General features: G+C 61.8%; 14 protein-coding genes. 11 read left to right on the plus strand and 3 right to left on the minus strand.

Annotated elements, in window-relative coordinates:
* Window positions 1-33: 33 nt before the first annotated feature.
* Window positions 34-621: a TetR/AcrR family transcriptional regulator gene (locus tag DBZ32_RS02570; RefSeq protein ID WP_162906525.1), complete on the plus strand. Its 588-nt coding sequence runs from the start codon at window positions 34-36 to the stop codon at window positions 619-621.
* 117 nt (window positions 622-738) lie between these two features.
* Window positions 739-1,488, plus strand: a complete 750-nt coding sequence (locus DBZ32_RS02575) for an alpha/beta fold hydrolase (protein WP_119165556.1) — start codon at window positions 739-741, stop codon at window positions 1,486-1,488.
* Between the two features lie 368 nt (window positions 1,489-1,856).
* Here DBZ32_RS02575 and DBZ32_RS02580 read toward each other — a convergent pair whose 3' ends face one another.
* The gene (locus DBZ32_RS02580) at window positions 1,857-2,813 is read right to left on the minus strand and encodes a LysR substrate-binding domain-containing protein (protein ID WP_119165557.1); all 957 of its coding nucleotides are present in this window, start codon (window positions 2,811-2,813) and stop codon (window positions 1,857-1,859) included.
* A 369-nt stretch (window positions 2,814-3,182) separates the two neighbouring features.
* Here DBZ32_RS02580 and DBZ32_RS02585 point away from each other — a divergent pair, with 369 nt between their 5' ends.
* Entirely contained in the window at window positions 3,183-3,863 is a 681-nt protein-coding gene (locus tag DBZ32_RS02585; RefSeq protein WP_119166316.1) for an FMN-dependent NADH-azoreductase, read from the plus strand.
* A gap of 129 nt (window positions 3,864-3,992) precedes the next feature.
* Window positions 3,993-4,883 (plus strand): serine hydrolase domain-containing protein, encoded by an 891-nt coding sequence (locus tag DBZ32_RS02590; RefSeq protein WP_119165558.1) that lies wholly within the window; start codon window positions 3,993-3,995, stop codon window positions 4,881-4,883.
* Between the two features lie 79 nt (window positions 4,884-4,962).
* Here the strand turns inward: DBZ32_RS02590 and DBZ32_RS02595 are convergent, their stop codons facing one another.
* Window positions 4,963-5,985 carry a sulfotransferase gene (locus tag DBZ32_RS02595; RefSeq protein WP_119165559.1) on the minus strand — a complete coding sequence of 341 codons (1,023 nt, stop codon included), beginning with the start codon at window positions 5,983-5,985 and terminating at the stop codon, window positions 4,963-4,965.
* Window positions 5,986-6,237: 252 nt separating this feature from the next.
* On the opposite strand from DBZ32_RS02595, the gene DBZ32_RS02600 reads away from it, so the two are divergent.
* On the plus strand, window positions 6,238-6,675 hold the full coding sequence (locus tag DBZ32_RS02600; RefSeq protein WP_162906526.1) for a GNAT family N-acetyltransferase: 438 nt from the start codon (window positions 6,238-6,240) through the stop codon (window positions 6,673-6,675).
* Window positions 6,676-7,042: 367 nt separating this feature from the next.
* The gene (locus tag DBZ32_RS02605) at window positions 7,043-7,723 is read left to right on the plus strand and encodes a DUF4336 domain-containing protein (RefSeq protein WP_162906527.1); all 681 of its coding nucleotides are present in this window, start codon (window positions 7,043-7,045) and stop codon (window positions 7,721-7,723) included.
* Between the two features lie 131 nt (window positions 7,724-7,854).
* Here DBZ32_RS02605 and DBZ32_RS02610 read toward each other — a convergent pair whose 3' ends face one another.
* Window positions 7,855-8,673: an MEDS domain-containing protein gene (locus tag DBZ32_RS02610; RefSeq protein ID WP_119165562.1), complete on the minus strand. Its 819-nt coding sequence runs from the start codon at window positions 8,671-8,673 to the stop codon at window positions 7,855-7,857.
* Between the two features lie 321 nt (window positions 8,674-8,994).
* Between DBZ32_RS02610 and DBZ32_RS02615 the strand changes: the two genes are divergently transcribed.
* The 5 genes from DBZ32_RS02615 to DBZ32_RS02635 all read left to right on the plus strand — a co-directional run bounded on the left by DBZ32_RS02615 (window position 8,995) and on the right by DBZ32_RS02635 (window position 14,321).
* On the plus strand, window positions 8,995-9,801 hold the full coding sequence (locus DBZ32_RS02615) for a glutathione S-transferase N-terminal domain-containing protein (protein ID WP_208539079.1): 807 nt from the start codon (window positions 8,995-8,997) through the stop codon (window positions 9,799-9,801).
* Between the two features lie 351 nt (window positions 9,802-10,152).
* Window positions 10,153-11,265: an S-(hydroxymethyl)glutathione dehydrogenase/class III alcohol dehydrogenase gene (locus DBZ32_RS02620; RefSeq protein WP_119166317.1), complete on the plus strand. Its 1,113-nt coding sequence runs from the start codon at window positions 10,153-10,155 to the stop codon at window positions 11,263-11,265.
* Window positions 11,266-11,454: 189 nt separating this feature from the next.
* Complete coding sequence (locus DBZ32_RS02625) at window positions 11,455-12,360, plus strand: LysR substrate-binding domain-containing protein (RefSeq protein ID WP_119165564.1); 906 nt, start codon at window positions 11,455-11,457, stop codon at window positions 12,358-12,360.
* A 90-nt stretch (window positions 12,361-12,450) separates the two neighbouring features.
* Complete coding sequence (locus DBZ32_RS02630; RefSeq protein WP_119165565.1) at window positions 12,451-13,632, plus strand: CaiB/BaiF CoA transferase family protein; 1,182 nt, start codon at window positions 12,451-12,453, stop codon at window positions 13,630-13,632.
* A complete protein-coding gene (locus DBZ32_RS02635) occupies window positions 13,629-14,321 on the plus strand; it encodes a glutathione S-transferase family protein (RefSeq protein ID WP_119165566.1) in 693 nt (230 codons plus the stop codon). Before DBZ32_RS02630 ends, DBZ32_RS02635 begins: the two co-directional genes overlap by 4 nt.
* The last annotated feature ends 90 nt before the right edge of the window (window positions 14,322-14,411 follow it).

Raw genomic sequence — 14,411 nt, forward strand, 5'->3', positions numbered from 1 at the left:
AAGTTAGGAATGGAGATCAAGGAGGGCGATCGGATGGCACGCATGTCGGGCGCGGACCGCCGCCGACAGATCCTTGAAGCCGCGACCGAAGCCATGCTTCACAGGGGCGTGGCTCTGGCGGCGACGCGGGATGTCACGCAGGCCATCGGGGTCGGGTCGGGACTCTTGCATCACTACTTCCCGTCTTGGGCCGACCTGCGGGCCGAGGCGGTGCGGTTGACCGTCCGCCGGGAGATCGAGGATCTGAACGTGCTCCTGTCCGCCTTGCCGGCGCGCGAGGCGCTCGACCGTGTCGCCGACTGGATGATCGAAGATGAGGACATGCGGCATTGGCGGCTCTGGCTGAACGCCCTGGACGAGGCGCATCGCGATCCTTTGCTGGCTGAGGTGATGAACGCAGCCATGCTCGATTGGCACCGGCTGATCGCCGGTCTCTTCCGTAGGGTAGACAAGGAGGAGAGGCCGAAGCCTGTCGATGCCGAAGCCGCCGCCTGGCGTCTGGCCGCGGTGATGGACGGGCTTGCCAGCGCCATGCTGGTAATGGGCTCGGTGGTCACTCCGGAAAGGGCGCGAGACTCGATTCGAGCTCAAGTTCACCTCGAGCTTGGTGGGAGGGCGTAAATCAAGCTGAGCCTACTTTGCGGCTCGGCTCTGCGCGTCCGAGGGACCCCAACGCGCTTGCTCCTTACTCTGCCCCCGCAGGCAAGGGTCTCGAACTCTACAAACGGGTGTCGATCGATGACGGATAGGGCGGACATGATCGTGCAGGGCCGGGGCTCCATCCTGGTTCTTCTGCACGGAGCCGGCGTGGACAATCGGCTATGGGCGCCGCAGCTCGCGGACCTCTCCCTCACCTATCAGGTTATTGTCCCAAATCTGCCGGGGCATGGAAACGTGCCTGTCGTTGAGGATGTTCCGGCCATGGCAGGATATGTTCGGGCAAGGCTGAGCGAACTGGGAGTCGAACGCTACGCCCTTGTCGGCCTGTCGCTCGGTGGCATGGTGGCGCTTGATCTGGCCGGCCACTGGCCGAACGAGGTGACGCATCTGGTGATGATCGAGTCCGTCCCTAAGGTCGCGGACAGTCGCCTTGCGAACTGCGTGGCGGGGCGGATGCTGTCGCTGCTCGGGCTTGTGAGCCCGCGCATGCTCGCGTCACTTCCGGCGCGCTGGATGGGTGCCGAAACCGAGTCTGCGGAGCGCTATCTGAGAAGCGCCCTTCGCCGCATGACGCGGAAGAATATCGTCGCCGTGCTGAAGGCGGCGCTGGCCTACGATGGGCGACCCTACCTGAAGCAGCTGTCGATGCCGACTTTGATCATGGTCGCCGAGAAGAACCCCGCGACTCACGAACGCGCGCGTCAGATGGCAGACCGGATAGACGGTTGTCGCTTCGTCACGATCCCTGGCGCGGGCCACATCGCGAATCGCGACGCTCCTGCCTTTGTCAGCAGGGCCGTCGAGTCTTTCTTAGGAGCAGGCGGCTGAAAGGGCTCTTAGGTCGAGAGCATTAGACGATCGCTCTATCGATATCGGAAGCTCTCGCAGTTTGGCGCGATGTGTGGACAAGGGCGAAGCAGATACCTGTCACAACACGACGACCTCGGGGTATGTGACCAGCCGTTGGCCGTTCGTGATACTCACGTCGGATCCTCTCGTCTCCGATCGACGCGCCGCAAATCGCTGGCGATCCCGATGCTGAAGAGAACTCATCTACCCATTGAATTCTTCGAGTTTTTCGGACCCACTGCAATCGCCTAAGTCTCATCTTGTAACGGCCTGAACCCGGCCCAACGACATCGGAGACTTGGCATGACGACGTCACGGAAAATGCTCACTGCAGCTCGTGCGAAGGGTTACTGGCACGCAGCGGTGGCCGTGTCCTGCAGGCTGGTTCGGTCGGCGGCCTCGGCCACCTCGTCCCTTGCCCAGAGCAGGAAGCTCTCGATGGCGCCGCGACGCGGTGCATCGGCCAGGTAGGCTACGTAGAAGACCAGTCCATCGATTGAAAAGTCGAGCGGTCGAACGAGCGAACCCTGGGCCAATTCGCGTTGCACCAGAACGTCACTGACCAGAGCAACGCCCTGACCGGCCAGGGCGGCTTCGATGGCGTGCGGCTCCTCGCTGAAGCGCAGGCCTGTCGTGACGTCGATCTCCGCCGCCGCCGGATCGAATCTACGGGCTTCCGTCACGAAGCGCTCCCACGTCGGGGGATCGAGATCCGGCCTTTTCCAACGGAAGTGGATGAGTGGGTAGGTCGCGAGGTCGACCGGGCCCGCCACCGGCGGTCCAGCGTCCAGAAGGGCCGGGCTCATGACGGGAACAAAGCGGTCGCGCGCCATCTCATGGCACTCGAGATCCGCGATGGCCGTGCGCCTGTAGCGGATCGCGAAGTCCGCTGTCCCGGACCTGAGGTTGGCAGGTGTTTCCGAGGCGTCGATCTCCAAGGTCAGGTCCAAGTCGCTTTTCAGCCGCGCCAGGCGCGGCACCAGCCAGCGGCTTGCGAAGGCTGTCGTCGTAGAGACGACTAGCGGACTGTGATCTGCGTCGGCGCGCAGCCCTGCCAACGTGGCCGCGAAGCGGTCCAGGCCGTCGCGTAGGACCGGAAACAAACGCTCACCGGCATCCGTCAGTGTGATCGGGCGAGGCCGACGGCGGAACAAGGCCTGCCCGGTGATCTCTTCCAGGAGCCGGATCTGATGGCTGATGGCCGTCGGTGTAACGGCCAGTTCTTCCGCCGCCCTGGCGAAGCTCATGTGGCGGGAGGCAGCTTCGAAGGCGCGCAGTGCGTTCAGGGGCGGAAGCTTGCGCATGGTTCTTAGCTAGATGAACTGAACTCATCGTACAAGCGCGTTCATCGCTTTTGTCGTTGGGATGGATGCCGGTCCTCATGGCCAGGCTTGGGACGACCTGCCCGAGTTGGTGCGGCAGGCGGATCGGCATCGCGACAACGAAAGCGCCTCGAATGGTCGAACCGCTTGGAGTGCAAGGACGATTGCCGGAAAGCTGGGCTGTTGGGGGGACGCTGCCGGGTGGCCGGATCGAACCTTTCGTTTGCGATCGCTTTCAGGCGCTAGATGAATTCAGATCATCTTCCTGGTGAGGAAGTTACCTTTGTTCCTGGACCTCGACCTCGGTATCTCAAAGGCATCGAATTACTTTTGAAGTTGGAGGCCAAAGCGATGACGACGTCCCGAACCCTTCTTCACATCGACGCCAGCGCGCAACTCCACGAGCGCTCTCATACACGGCGGCTGACCCGGTCGTTCGTTGAGCAGTGGACGCGCTTTCGCTCACAGGACAAGGTCATCCGCCGGGACGTGGGCCGCTCGCCGATCCCGGCGATCGATCACGATTGGATCGCCGGTGCCTTCACGCAGCCGAACGAACGGACGCCGGAGATGATCGAGGGACTCGCGCTCTCCGATGCACTGGTGGACGAGGTCATTGCGTCGAACGTCATCGTGATGGGCGTGCCGATGTACAACTACGGTTTACCGACGGCCTTGAAGGGCTGGATCGATCAGGTCGCGCGCATCGGCCGGACCTTTTCGTTCGACTTGGACCGAGGTGACCTCCCGATCGAACCCATCCTGTCGGGCAAGAGTCTTGTCGTGCTCTCGGCACGTGGGGAGTTCGGTTTCGAGGCTGGCGGTCCACGGGCGCATCTAAACGCGCTCGACCCGGCGCTTGCCGCCTGCGCGCACTACTTCGGTGTCGCGCGCGACGATATCCATACCGTCTCCATTGAGTATCAGGAGTTCAAGGACGAGCGCTATCGCCGCTCCGTGACAGCGGCGGAAACGGCAACACTTACGCTCGCCGAACGGCTTGCCGCTGCGATCCGGGACGAGGCGGCGTGATGAACCTGGAGTCATCCAGGTGATCTTTTCGCTCCTTGTCGCGCCAACCCTCCGGCAGGCGGGTCCGCGTGGCCGATTCGGAGGTCTGCTGGATTTGACAGGGCAAGCGCCGAGACTGATCCTCATGGAATGCCCGAGTTCGAAGTACACTCTCACTGGGTCACATCGTCTGGCCGCGACGGGTACGCCGGGGTCTCGGACGCCTGCTTTCCCTATTGGAGCTTCACCAAGACGGCGATCGCCATAGCGACGCTGAAGCTGGTCGAGGCCGGAGCGCTCGACCTGGACGCGCCGCTCGACGGGCAAGCCTATAGCCTTCGACAGCTTCTCGCCCACACGTCCGGCCTCCCGGACTATGGGCAGCTTGAAGATTATCATCGCGCCGTCGCCGACCGACAGCCACCTTGGTCGCGTAAAAAACTGCTCGATATTGTGCTCGCCAAGGGCCTGCTGTTCGCGCCGGGGGATGGCTGGTCCTATTCGAATGTCGGCTACATGCTTGTCCGCGAACTGGTCGAAGAGGTAACGTCAAAGCCACTCGGCACTGTGATTTCCGATTTGATTTGTCAGCCCTTGGGGCTGGATAGCGTCGAGCTGGCGACCGGACGGCCGGACTTCGCGCGGCTGTACTGGGAGGCGGCAGCGGACTACGATCCCAATTGGGTCTATCACGGTTGCCTGATTGGGACGGCCGCGGACGCAGCCCGCCTGTTGCAGGCGCTCTTCGACGGTGCCTTGCTGCGGCCTGACACCCTCGGCCAGATGCTCTCGAGACGGGCCCTTGGCGGTGCCATTCCCGGGCGCCCCTGGACGGACTGCGGGTATGGCTTGGGGATGATGACGGGTGAGATGGAGGGAGTCGGCAAAGCCATCGGTCATACCGGCGGCGGCCCCTTTAGTGTGAATGCCGTTTATCATTTTCCCGACCTCGCCGATCCCGTCACGGTTGCCAGCTTTATCGACGGAAGCGACGGAGGTGCCGTAGAACTCGAGGCGGCTACTCGGGCGCACGGCGAATGATCGTTTCGCATGACGGAGGACGAAGCCGCGGAGCGCGGCGTTGCCCCAACGGCTGTCGGGCGTCGGAGACTAGAATCGTTCAGCGGGCGAAGCCGGGGTAGCCGTAGTCTTCGAGGCCGAGTCCGCGCTCCTGAGACAGCGCTCGGTACTGAGGGGCCGTGAAGCGTTCGATCAGGGCGCGGGACTCCGGGGAGGGCCGAACCGCCGGCCGCCAGTCGATCCGATGGCCGAGCTGCGAGGCCTTGGTCAGCACGGCGCCCACTCGGCTTGGTCCCCGGTTGACCCAGCGCTGCCGCAGATACCAGAAGACGAACTCCGGCCGGGTCGGCGCGGGGTTGCGCACGGTGTGACGATTATGATGCAGCCGAAGGAAGGTGGCTTCCTCGACGCCCAGCCAGTCCGACAGGCGCGCGAGAAAACGCTCGGGGCTCTCGCGGAATTCCTCGTAGACCAACACCAGTACCTTGTCCGGACCGAATTTCCGCTCATAAGTCTGGACGAGATCATTGACCCGGAGCGTTTGCGCATAGCTGAGCGGATCGTCGGCCTGTGCCAGCGTCCGCCGGACCCAGGTGTCGAAGGCGGGCAGGGGCGGCTGACCCGCGCGCTGATACTTCAGGTGTTGCAGATAGTTGGAGACCAGGTGGCCGACCGGATGGCGAATGGTCAGCAGGATCCGGGCCTCGGGAAAAAGGTCATGGGCAAGCGCCGCCTTGGCCTGGAGGCCGGCGCCGAAATGGCCGGTGAAGCGCTCTTCCGAGATCAGGCGGCAGTGGGTGCCGTTCCCCGCCGCGTCGATCTCGGATCGCAGGTATGCGCGATGGCCTTCGCGCTCGGTTTCCAAGTCGGGCGAGTTTCGGACCCAGTGCACAAAGGCATCGAAGGGACCGCCCTTCGGATAGGGTCCGCCCTTACGCGCCAGGGCGTGATAGTCGATCTCGGGGTGCCGGGCGAAGTAGATCTGCTGCAGCGTCGAGGTCGCCGTCTTCGGCATGCCCACATGCAGGTACAGCGGGGACGACCAGGTATCGGCGGATGCGGTCACTCCTGTCCGGGGCCCGCCGCCCCGTTTCGCAACCGCCCTGTCTTCGTTGCTCGGCATGCGGATAGGATAAATCCTTAGATCGGCTTGGCAAGGAGACAAAGCCGGGCTGCCGATGCGCCATTTGGGGGCGTTCCTGTGAACCGTTCCGTCCCTCGTGGCGCGCGGGCTTGTGACGCAAAAAAGCTTTTCGGCCTACACAAAAGAGTAGTTCGTCGGGACGCGGTAAGAGTTGAAGAAATAATGCCGGTGTGGTCATTGGCGCGGATGTCCGTCACCATCCGACCCGCCCGCGGGAGCGACGCCGTCCAGATGTGCGGCCTTCTGAACCGCATTATCGAGAGAGGCGGTACGACGGCTTTCCGCGGCCCTTTCACAGAAGACCGGATGATCCGAGATTTTCTAGAGCCGCCGTTGGGCATCAGCTGTTTGGTGGCGGACTCCGGCGACGGAGTCACCGGCTTTCAGGCGCTTGAGTGGAGCGACCCGAATTGGATCGGCCCCAATCCCTTGCCAACGGACTGGGCGTTCATATCCACCTACGTTGCCCGAGGCGCGCAAGGGCAGGGGGTCGGCCGTCGACTGTTCGAGGCGACTTTGGCTGCGGCAACGGCAGCAAAGGTCGTGGCCATCGATGCGAAAATTCGGAAAGAGAACCTGGTCGGCCAAGCTTTTTATGGCAGCTTGGGCTTCATCGAATACCGATCGGACGAGGAGTCGGTCTCCAAGAGGTTCGTCCTATTGAGATGAATGCTCCGTTCAACTGTTTCGGCACCTCTCCGACATGGCTCCAGGTTTAACTGCTGTTGGCGGCCCACCGGGCCCGGGATCTTCCTTGGACGCGACGGGCGTTCCGGTGAACCGTTCCCTGCTTCGCGGCACGCGGGTCTGTGACGCAAAACGCGCCTTGGTCTACACCAAAGAGTGGTTCGCCGGACCTAGCGCAAGGCGTCGATCAGGGGCTATATGGTGCTGCGTAGGGATCGCAAAGACGACACCGCGGGACCGGTGCTCGGGTCCGTCGTCGGGGTCGGTTCGGACGCGGCTAGATGCTCCATCTCGTCGGTCCAGCTATCGGCCACGGAGAGCAGATCGGTCACAGAGAGGAGACTGTGCCTTGACCCATCTGGAGACCGTCGTCGCCGGTTCGATTTGGTCCTTCCGCCACAAGGTGCGAATCGGACCGCTTTCGATTCCGGTCCGATCGACGATCGTCAAGCTGACGGACGGCAGGCTTTGGATAGCTTCCCCTCCGAAACCAACGCCTGATTTGCTCGAAGCCTTGGACGGGATCGGACCCATTGGCTACGTCGTTGCCCCGAACTTGCAGCACCATTCGTTTTTCGCCGAATTTCTCGCGGAGGTCCCGGACGCTGAAGGATATCTGGCGCCGGGATTGCCGGAGAAAATCTCGGCGCCGAGCAATTGCCGAATCCTTGCCGAGCAGGACTGGGCCGACGAGCTTCCGGGCGTCTTTATCGAGGGATTGCCCGTGCTCAACGAAACCGTGTGGATCCACCGGGCGACAGGGAGTCTGATCGTCACGGATCTTCTGTTCGATTTCGGTGCCGACAATCCGCTGCTGCTCCGTCTCATGGCACGGCTGCTCGGTGTCGATCGACGCCTCGGCATGTCCTGGACGATGAAGCGTGCCGTCAAGGACCGGACCGCATTCGGGCACTCGCTCGACCGAATCATGAGTCATCGCATCGACCGAGTCATCATGGCCCACGACCAGATCATCGAAGGCGACGTGACGGATCAGCTCACCGCCGCTTGGAGCTGGCTGCGGCCTTGATCGCGGATCTGCCTGCTGCCAAAAAGCTCGGTAGGTCAATATGCCGAATTGCCTTCGGCAAGCTCAGCAACCCGTAGCTCGCGAACGGCAAGGTCGCCCTCAGACAGGACGTCCGTTCAACATCCGTCGGCTTAGGACGCCAAAAAGCGGGAAAGCGAATACTTGAAGGTATCGTCATGGCATTTCAGCGCGCTCAGCACGCCGGGGCCTGAGAAATCGCGGACATCGTATTGGCAAACGCTGACCAGTGGGTAGCGGGGCGCGATCTCGTGGTTATAGCGCATTTCATAGGCCAGCAGCTCGTCATGCGTCATTCCGAGATGCTGACACCAGCTCATGTCGCCGAGCAATCGGAACACGCGCAGTCCGGACCGCTTCATCATAAACAGGCTGCGTTCGATGAAGCGGCACATCTCTTCGCCGTTGTTGAGGCCGTCGGTCTCAATCAGCTCTCCACGTTCGAGAGCTTGATCGACCCTGTCCCATCCCTTGCGGACATGACCGAGGATTTCCTTGCGCGTATCCGGCGTGCCGACCAGGAAGCAGCCATCGCCGTTGCGGAGGCCGTCGATCAGGAAGGGGACCGACCACTTTAGGCGACCCAGATCGTTTTCATAGAGCGTGCAGATGTGATTGCCATACTCGATGGCGATGCCTTCGACCAAGACTTCAGCCGGTCGGCTTGCCGATTCCGGCGATGCCGTCTCCGTCTTTCGATGATCGAGAAAGGACATGAGGTCTTCGTGCCGGAAGCGTCGTTCTCCCTTGGCGCCCAGCCGCAGGCAGGGCAGTTGGCCTGAATTCGTCCATCGCCGAAGTGACGCCTCGCTCACCTTCAGGACAGCGGCTGCTTCCTTGATGTTCAGCAGCTCCGAATTCTGATCGGGCGATGTCGTCACTAACCCGTCCTCGTCGTTTCGATAGGCACTGCCGAAGTCCGGCCCGGTCATGGAGTCACGCCCGCAAATGCGCGTCGGGCGCCGCCGCGTAAGAGCCGCTTCCCTTCACTGAGACTGCCGTTTCTGCCTCTTTCTACAGGGTCTCTAATTGGCGATGCAAGCTTGGCGCTCAATCCTATGCATTGCTATGCATTGATAGGCTTTAATGTATTTTATTGCATAAAATTTTGGCCAGAAATAGCGTAACCCCGCACTGGAGTACATCGGTGATGGCAAGGGGGCAGACGCTCTGACCCTTTGCACAAAGAGCGGAGAGCGAAACCGACAAGAGTTTCGGATCAAGTCCCGCCAAAAAACGAGGAGGAAATGTCCATGACTTCAAAAGTGCGCCTGTTGCACCACCCAGCGTCCCAACCGTGCCGCGCGGCACTGCAATTCCTGATCGAGAACGACATTCCCTACGAAGAGGAAGTCGTCGACATCACGACGAACATCAATGAGCGTCCGGAGTTCAGGGAGGAATACAATCCCACCGGACAGGTTCCGATCCTCTGCGATGGCGATTTGAGAGTTTGGGAAAACGTCGCAATCGGCCGTTACCTGAATGAAAAATACAACTGCCCGGGTCATTGGTTCGGACGCACGCTGGAGGAATGCGCGCGTATCAATCAGTTCGTGCAGTGGTACACCTACACGCTTCGTCTCGGAGGCGGCGCGTTCCACTGGACCATCTTCGCACCGATGATCTACGGCGCGGACAAGGACTTCACCGCTGAAGTCCGCAAGGGAAAGCACCTTCTGTACGAGTCGATGGATCTGATTGAAAGTTATTGGCTCAAGGATAGCGACTACCTTTGCGGTGATGAGATCAGTTATGGCGATCTCGCGGCATTCCACGAATTCGTCTCTCATGAGGCGGGTGGCATCATTTCCGACACCGTTTGGAGCAAGCATCCGAAGACGAGAGACTGGCTTTTGCGAATGACGGAACGTCCGGCCAGCAGGCAGGTCAGCGAGTGGCAGTATCAAACCATACGCCAAGTTCTCGACGGTGAGCCTACGGTCACTTTCACACGCAGAACGGCCGTCCTGAAGGGCACCGAAGCACATGGCGGACACAATACCGGGCTGGTCCACTTGGGCGAGAAACACGACTACATCGCCGAGGTCGAGTCTTAAGCCCCAAGTTGAGCCTCTTCAGCACGACGCTCCAAGATAGGGCCAGCGGACAGGGGCAAGAGAAACCGCTCGATCGAGCCGGAGCGGTTTCCAAGCTCCTGGCTTCTGCGCAGGTGCCCCGTTTTCCACACGAGAGACGCGCGGCAAGCGAAGTACGTCGCGGTCTCTCCGCGCTCGGGGCGATCCTGCTCTCACCATCAGGTTAGAGGGCGATTCACGTCTCAGGCGGAAGCGAAGCGCTGCCGCCTGAGACGATCGCGCTTTAGTCTTCCGACAGACCGACGCAGGCGGCTGCCTCAAATCGCAACAGGTATGGCCGATTGCGCGAACGTAAGAAAGATCGATGCCATGATGAAAACCCGTGCCGCCGTCGCCGTCGCCGCAGGCGAACCTCTGGAAATCATGGAGGTGAACCTCGACGGCCCTCGCAAAGGCGAGGTTCTCGTGGAAATTAAAGCCACCGGCCTGTGCCACACCGACGACTTCACCCGCTCCGGCGACGACCCCGAGGGGATCTTTCCCGCGATCCTCGGTCATGAGGGCGCCGGGGTCGTGATCGAGGTGGGCGAGGGCGTTACGTCACTTGAGGTTGGCGATCACGTGATCCCGCTCTACACGCCCGAATGCCGGGAATGCGACTACTGCCTCAACCCCAAAACCAACCTTTGCCAGAAGGTCCGTACGACCCAGGGCCAAGGCTTGTTACCCGATGGCTCCACCCGCTTCTCCATGCTCGATGGCACGCCGATCCACCACTACATGGGCTGCTCCACCTTTGCCAACCACACCGTGGTGCCCGAAATCGCCCTGGCGAAAATCCGCAAGGACGCGCCCTTCGACAAGGTCTGCTACATCGGCTGCGGCGTGACCACCGGTATCGGGGCCGTGATCAACACGGCCAAGGTCGAGATCGGTAGCCGCGCCATCGTCTTCGGCCTCGGCGGCATCGGCCTCAACGTCATCCAGGGCCTGCGTCTTGCGGGCGCCGATCAGATGGTCGGCGTGGACCTGAACGACGACAAGGTGACCATGGGCCGTCACTTCGGGATGACCGACTTCGTGAACCCCACCAAGGTGGAGGGCGACATGGTCGCGCATCTGGTCGAGCTGACCAAAGGCGGCGCCGACTACACCTTCGATGCCACCGGCAACGTGAACGTCATGCGGACTGCCCTGGAGGCCGCCCACAAAGGCTGGGGCGAGTCCATCATCATCGGCGTCGCCCCTGCGGGTGCCGAGATATCGACCCGCCCGTTCCAACTGGTCACCGGCCGTGTCTGGCGTGGGACCGCGTTCGGTGGGGCCAAGGGCCGGACCGATGTGCCGAAGATCGTCGACTGGTACATGGACGGCAAGATCGAGATCGACCCCATGATCACCCACAAACTGACTCTGGAGGAAATCAACCACGGCTTCGATCTGATGCATGAAGGAAAATCCATCCGTGCCGTGGTGGAGTTCTAGGGACGGTAAGCGTTCGACGGAACCAGGCGTTGCCGGAGCAAGGCCGTCCGCGGCCATAGACTCCGGGGGGCGATCAAGCGGCTCCATGGACCCCGGGCAGAGTGGGCGGGCCTGTGGCTGTGGCGTTGATTTTTTTTAAATGCGGCCGCGCTTTGGCTAAACTGCCCCAAACCAAGCTGAGCGGATCTCATGACGTCGGAGCGCGGGCCCGTCGAGCGCGACTACTTTCCCCCGTTCGGAGGGCTGAAGTCGTTCTACGAGGTGGCGCTCACGGGGAGTGCCGTCAAAGCCGCCGCACGGCTGGGCGTTTCTGCCTCGGCGATCAGCCATCAGGTGAAGGCGCTCGAGGCTGAACTGGGCGCGCGGCTGATCGAAAACCGCCGGGGTAAGTTGCATTTGACAGTCGACGGAACACGGTTTTTCGACCGCATCAAGGGACCGATGTCCGACATTCTGCGAGCGACGGAACTGGTCCGTTCGGCCACCGGCCGCAAACGCGTGACGGTGACCCTGACTCCGTCCTTTGCCGCCGATTGGCTGATGCACCGTTTGCTGGAGCTCGAGCGGCAGCATCCCGATTTGGAGATCAGCCTGATCACGACCACTCGCGTGGTCGATCTCGCAAGTGAGAACGTGGACCTTGCCATCCGACGAGGATCGGGGGCTTGGGTCGGCTATATTGCCGAACCGCTTCTGCGCGAGATCATCGTTCCAGTCGCCGCGCCTGGCCTGATCGAAAAACTCGATTGCGACAGCCTCGACGCGGCGCTCCGGAAGACCCGCGCGCTGGTCAACACGACAGTCGAGGACGAGTGGGATACCTGGTGCGCCACACGCGGCATCACTCCGCCCGAGGCATCCCGGAGGTACAGTCTGGAGACCTACGAACTGACCGTGCAGGCGGCCCGCGACGGTCTGGGCATTGCATTGGCGCGCAAACCCTTGATCGACTCCTTGCTGGCGTCAGGCGCGCTGGTGCAACCGTTTCAAACGCCCGATATCGACAACACAGCCTACTACATCGTGCGCCGCGACGAGCCTATGACGTCGGACGTCAAACGCTTGCACGCGTGGTTGATGACCCAGGGAAAGTGAATTTTCTTCAACTCCTGCTGACTTTTTTGCAGTTCGCAGCCCCCGGCCGCTGCCTTAGCCTTGCGGCTCAGCAAATGCGGGAGATCGGTCATGTCTGTCCAAGACCCCTCAGAGTTCAGCGGGCCGCTTGCGGGTATCCGCATCATAGATCTGACGACGGTCATCTCCGGCCCGATGGCGACCATGATCCTTGCCGATCAGGGCGCCGACGTCGTCAAGGTCGAGCGCGCCGATGGCGATTTCACCCGGCAACTGGCTACCCGCCGCGGCGGCCATTCGGCCTCTTATCTGAACAACAACCGCAATAAACGTTCCATAGTCGTCGATCTCAAGAATCCGGATGACTTGGAAGCCGTCAAGCAGCTCGCGGCCACTGCCGATGTCTTCATCCAGAACTTCCGTCCCGGTGTCGCCGAGCGTCTTGGCTTGGGGTATGACGCGCTCAGTGCGCTGAATCCCGGCTTGGTGCATATGTCCATCGCGGGATTCGGGTTCGAAGGTCCGCTGGCGTCCAAACCGGTGTACGATCCGCTTGTTCAGGCGGTGTCGGCGCTGACCACCGTACAAGCCGGATCGGATGAGCAGCGTCCTCGCCTTGTGCGCACGATCTTGCCCGACAAACTGACCGCCGTCCAAGCAAGCCAGGCCATTACGGCCGCTCTCTTGTCCCGCGAACGGACGGGTAAGGGGCAGCGGGTCACGCTCTCGATGCTCGACACCGTGGCCGCATTCCTCTGGGCCTCCGACATGAACGGCCACACCTTCGTCGGGGACGAGATGGAGACGGAGGAGAGCCAGTCCTTCAGCGACCTGATCTATGACGTGCAGGGTGGCTACGTCACCATTTCAATCATGCAGGATAAGCATTGGGAGGCTTTGGCCAAGGCCACGGGCCGTCCCGATATTCTCGTGGACGCCCGGTTCAAGGATGCCGAGCTGCGAGAGATCAATCGCGACGCCCGCTTGGAGCTCACGCAATCCATCGTCAAGGATATCGACCGTGACAGGCTGCTCTCGGACCTTGAGGCGGCCGGTGTGCCTTGCGCGCCCATTCTGACGCGCAAGGAAATGCGGATGCATCCGCAGTTGGACGCAAACGGCACCGTCGTCGAATACGATCATCCCACGGCTGGTCGTCTGCGCCAGGCGCGCGGGGCGGCTCTGTTCCACGGCACCCCGGCAAAGACCTTCAGGCCGGCGCCGGAATTGGGCGAGCATACGGATGACATTCTGGGCGCCCTCACGCCGCCAGCTTTGTCGAACGCGTCATGATCGATTTCTACTACGCGCCCACGCCCAACGGATGGAAGGTCGCGATCATGCTGGCCGAGACGGGCCTGGAGCATCGCACGATCCTCGTGCGTCTGACGGAAGGCGACCAACTGACGGCCGAGTTCAAGGCGATCAACCCCAACGCCAAGATCCCGGCCATCGTGGATCATCAGGCGGACGGCCGCGCGCTCTCCGTCTTCGAAAGCGGGGCCATTCTTCTTTATCTCGCCGAAAAGACAGGGCGGTTCGGGCCGACCGGCCCCCGCGCGCGCAAGGAGTTCAACGAATGGCTGTTCTGGCAGGCGGCCAACCAGGGGCCGATGGCCGGACAGTTGAGCCATTTCGTCAACTACGCGCCGGCCGGTCAGGACTATTCCCACAAACGCTACAAGGGGGAGTTCGAGCGCAGCCTGGCCGTGCTAGATGGGCGTTTGTCCGAACGCGACTACATTTTCGAAAGCTACTCCATCGCGGACATGATGGCGTTTCCCTGGGCCTTTATCGCCAAGCCCTTGGGCGTCTCGCTCGATGCCTTTCCCAACGTTGCGGCGTGGCGGCGGCGCATCAAGACCCGACCCGCGGTACGTGAGGCGATCGACCTCTACAAAGACGCACAGTTTTCAGGCTCGGCAAACGCGGAGCAGAACGCCGTTCTGTTCAATCAGTCGGCGGAGCACTTGCGCGGCTAGTTCGACCGGGTCGCGGCGTCGCGGCCGGAGAACCGCGCCAAACGAAAGAGCCGATCGACAAGGAATGAATTCAGGCCAACACAGAGGAGG

It is taken from the genome of Algihabitans albus, from assembly GCF_003572205.1.
GTDB classification, from domain to species: Bacteria; Pseudomonadota; Alphaproteobacteria; order Kiloniellales; family DSM-21159; genus Algihabitans; species Algihabitans albus.

Coding starts and splice junctions, on each gene's coding strand:
- DBZ32_RS02600 (WP_162906526.1), top strand. CDS start 6,238: ATGTGCGGCCTTCTGAACCGCATTATCGAGAGAGGCGGTACGACGGCT.
- DBZ32_RS02590 (WP_119165558.1), top strand. CDS start 3,993: ATGCCCGAGTTCGAAGTACACTCTCACTGGGTCACATCGTCTGGCCGC.
- DBZ32_RS02620 (WP_119166317.1), top strand. CDS start 10,153: ATGAAAACCCGTGCCGCCGTCGCCGTCGCCGCAGGCGAACCTCTGGAA.
- DBZ32_RS02575 (WP_119165556.1), top strand. CDS start 739: ATGACGGATAGGGCGGACATGATCGTGCAGGGCCGGGGCTCCATCCTG.
- DBZ32_RS02585 (WP_119166316.1), top strand. CDS start 3,183: ATGACGACGTCCCGAACCCTTCTTCACATCGACGCCAGCGCGCAACTC.
- DBZ32_RS02635 (WP_119165566.1), top strand. CDS start 13,629: ATGATCGATTTCTACTACGCGCCCACGCCCAACGGATGGAAGGTCGCG.
- DBZ32_RS02630 (WP_119165565.1), top strand. CDS start 12,451: ATGTCTGTCCAAGACCCCTCAGAGTTCAGCGGGCCGCTTGCGGGTATC.
- DBZ32_RS02615 (WP_208539079.1), top strand. CDS start 8,995: ATGACTTCAAAAGTGCGCCTGTTGCACCACCCAGCGTCCCAACCGTGC.
- DBZ32_RS02595 (WP_119165559.1), bottom strand. CDS start 5,985: ATGCCGAGCAACGAAGACAGGGCGGTTGCGAAACGGGGCGGCGGGCCC.
- DBZ32_RS02625 (WP_119165564.1), top strand. CDS start 11,455: ATGACGTCGGAGCGCGGGCCCGTCGAGCGCGACTACTTTCCCCCGTTC.
- DBZ32_RS02570 (WP_162906525.1), top strand. CDS start 34: ATGGCACGCATGTCGGGCGCGGACCGCCGCCGACAGATCCTTGAAGCC.
- DBZ32_RS02610 (WP_119165562.1), bottom strand. CDS start 8,673: ATGACCGGGCCGGACTTCGGCAGTGCCTATCGAAACGACGAGGACGGG.
- DBZ32_RS02580 (WP_119165557.1), bottom strand. CDS start 2,813: ATGCGCAAGCTTCCGCCCCTGAACGCACTGCGCGCCTTCGAAGCTGCC.